This window comes from Streptomyces sp. MB09-02B, from assembly GCF_033794485.1.
In the GTDB taxonomy this organism is placed as follows: Bacteria; Actinomycetota; Actinomycetes; order Streptomycetales; family Streptomycetaceae; genus Streptomyces.
In genome coordinates, this window is record NZ_JARGEE010000693.1 from 1 (window position 1) to 2,866 (window position 2,866).

The window sequence follows — 2,866 nt, forward strand, 5'->3', positions numbered from 1 at the left end:
CCCCTTTCTTTCTCTCCTTTTTGTTTTTTTCAGGCATGAAGTGGAATATGTGTTTTCTGCTTGACTCGTGCTGTAGGAGATGTGTTGAAGGGACGGGAATCGGCCGGCGACCGCCCCCTCCGCGGGAGGGGTGCGGAGGGGGCGGTCGCCGGCCGATTCAGGCCGGACTCGGGGCGTCAGCAGTCGCGGAACTCCGGCGACTGGTTGAGGATCTGCGACCGGAGCGACGTGAAGCGGGCGTACGTCTCGCCGCCGCGCGCCTCCGTCGGGAAGACCGCCACCCGGTGGCAGTTCTGGAAGGCGAGGGCCACACCGAAGTGCCGCTCCAGGCTCCCCCGGATCGCGTCGCTGGACAGTGCCCGCAGCAGTTGGCCCCGCTCCTTCTCCGACGGCGGCGGAGTCCGGTTGTCGGCGAACGGCGCGGTTCCCGCCCGCAGCTCACCGACGAGCGAGGCGATGAGCTCGTAGGCGTACGGCAGCGACGTACGCACCGTTTCCACGAACTCCTGCTCCCGCACCTCGCCCTTCTCGGCATCGGCGAGCAACTGCGGGGAGACGTCGAGCGACATGGATGTTCCTGTTCTGATCAGAGGGAGACTACGGAGGGGGCGGCCCCGGCGGCGAGCGCCTCCGGTCCGTGGTGGAACTCGGGGTCCACCTGGGCGGCCAGGTCGTGCCCGGTGGCGTCGTTGGCCCAGGCGGCGGCGTTGCGGAGGTGGAACTCGACGGCGTGGCGCTGGAAGGTGGCCCAGTCCTTCGCGCGGGCGTCGACGGCGTCCTTCAGCAGGGTCAGCGTGTGCCGGTTGTGCGCCTCCAACTCGCCCTGCGGCCGCCCCTGTTCCTGCGCGCGGACGTACGACGACTGCACGCAGTACGCCAGCAGGTCGTCGCCGACGTACTCCTTGAGGAAGAGCAGGTCGTCCTCGTCGGCGACCTTGTTGCCGACGACCGCGATCGGGATGCCGAACTCGGCGGCGTGCTCCCGGTACTGCCGGTAGACGGAGACGCTCTTCCGCGTCGGTTCCGCGACCAGGAAGGTCATGTCGAACCGGGTGAAGAGCCCGGAGGCGAACGCGTCGGCGCCGGCGGTCATGTCGACGACGACGTATTCGCCTGGCCCGTCGACGAGATGGTTGAGGTACAGCTCCACCGCGCCGAGCTTGGAGTGGTAGCAGGCCACTCCGAGGTCGCTCTCGTCGAAGGCGCCGGTGACCATGAGCGGCACCTCGCCCACGCGCTCGACGTGCCGGGCGTGCAGGTCGTCGTCGCCGAGGAGCCGCAGCAGGCGGGACCCGCGGCCAGGCGGCGTCGTCTTGACCATCGCCTCCCGCGAGACGATCCGCGGGTTGGTGCCGCGCAGCAGGTCCTTGATCTCGCCGGTGCGTGAACTCAGCGGCGGGGCGGCGAACTTCGTCCTCTCGTCGAGACCGAGCGCGTGCGCGAGGTGCTGGTTGATGTCACCGTCGATCGCCACCAGCGGCGCGCCCGACCGGGCGAGGTGCCGGGCGAAGAGCGCGGAGAGCGTCGTCTTGCCGCTGCCGCCCTTGCCTACGAAGGCCACACGCATGAACCGTCACCCCGCTCGCTCTCGGCGGCACCCTTGACGCCGATAATGAAAATGGATGTCATGAACGTAGATTCGGGAGCGACGGGCGGCTTGTCAAATCCGCCCGCGATCAACTCCCTTGTATGTGTAAGCGAGTTGGTGAACCTTTTGCGGTGGCGCCCTGGTCTTGGTGTGCTCATGGGGGCCTCATGAGGTCCTCATGAGGCCCCCATGGTGTCCCAGTGGTTTCCCGGAGGAACTGATTCCCCTTGTGTCCCATATGTGCCCCGCGCGGGGCGTGGTGGTGCCCGACGGACCGTCGAAGGCCCAGCTCCGTCGGCGTTAGCCGAGGTTGACAGCCCCTACCCCTTGGTAAACGATGTCCCCACCCTGTGGCTCAAGTGACCCCTGAGCCCGGTGTTTTCTTCGACCACTCACCCCCGGCGCGACCTCCGGCAGCCTCGTGCTGCCGTGCTGCCGCCGCGCCCAGGGGCCTCGTACGTACCGACGTTCCGAGTTCGAGAATGGGATCCGCATGTCCATAGCGAGACGTGTCATCGTGAGCCGCCTGGTGGGGACGGGCATCGCCGCTCTTGCGCTGAGCGCGGCGGTCTCCGGCCCGGCGTTCGCCCATGACACACCCGGCGGCGGCGACGGCTGGGGCAAGAAGAGCTACGCCCCCGGCCAGGGCGCGGGCACGGCCACCGAGACCGACCGCTGCGAGTTCTCGCTGGACGGCGTGACGTTCGCCGACTGGGTCAAGCTCGACGACCAGAACCTCAAGCCCACCGACGACGGCAAGGTCCACATCAAGGTCCGCGCCGCCGCCGACGCCACGACCTGCACGGTCTCCCTCGCGTCCTACCTGGCCCACGGCCCGACCTTCGCCACCTCCGGCGAGCAGGTCTTCGTCGACTTCGACACGGTCACGGTCAAGAAGGGCGCGACGGACTCCCTCGACATCGCCGTCCCCGACGCGGGCTGCTACGCCCAGATCGACCTCTACCGGGGCGCCGTGAAGTTCGACGGCAAGCTCGACGAGAACGACGGCTTCGAGCACGGCGACGTCCCCAAGGGCCCCGACCGCCCGGTCATCAAGGACAAGCTGATCGCGGCCTGGAACGGCGGCACGAAGGACTGCACGGCCGACGAGCAGCCGCCGGCCGAGGAGAACCCGCCGGCGGAGGAGCAGCCCCCCGCGGGCGACCAGCCGCCCGCCGAGGAGAACCCGCCGGCCGACGAGCAGCCGCCGGCCGACGAGAACCCCCCTGCGGACGAGAACCCGCCCGCCGACGACACCCCGAAGACCGAGTCGTCCCC

At 69.0% G+C, this 2,866-nt stretch carries 3 protein-coding genes; 1 reads left to right on the plus strand and 2 read right to left on the minus strand.

What is annotated here, in order from left to right:
- Nucleotides 1–176: 176 nt before the first annotated feature.
- Together P1P70_RS42910 and P1P70_RS42915 are read right to left on the minus strand one after the other, a co-directional pair.
- Nucleotides 177–569, minus strand: a complete 393-nt coding sequence (locus P1P70_RS42910; protein WP_319247670.1) for an SCO5389 family protein — start codon at nucleotides 567–569, stop codon at nucleotides 177–179.
- A 17-nt stretch (nucleotides 570–586) separates the two neighbouring features.
- The gene (locus tag P1P70_RS42915; protein WP_319247672.1) at nucleotides 587–1,567 is read right to left on the minus strand and encodes an ATP-binding protein; all 981 of its coding nucleotides are present in this window, start codon (nucleotides 1,565–1,567) and stop codon (nucleotides 587–589) included.
- Between the two features lie 514 nt (nucleotides 1,568–2,081).
- On the opposite strand from P1P70_RS42915, the gene P1P70_RS42920 reads away from it, so the two are divergent.
- Nucleotides 2,082–2,866: hypothetical protein (locus P1P70_RS42920; RefSeq protein WP_319247673.1), on the plus strand; the 785-nt coding region annotated here is incomplete at its 3' end.

What these genes read in the sequence shown, in the direction of transcription:
- P1P70_RS42915 (WP_319247672.1), bottom strand. Translation starts at nt 1,567, where the DNA reads ATGCGTGTGGCCTTCGTAGGCAAGGGCGGCAGCGGCAAGACGACGCTC.
- P1P70_RS42910 (WP_319247670.1), bottom strand. Translation starts at nt 569, where the DNA reads ATGTCGCTCGACGTCTCCCCGCAGTTGCTCGCCGATGCCGAGAAGGGC.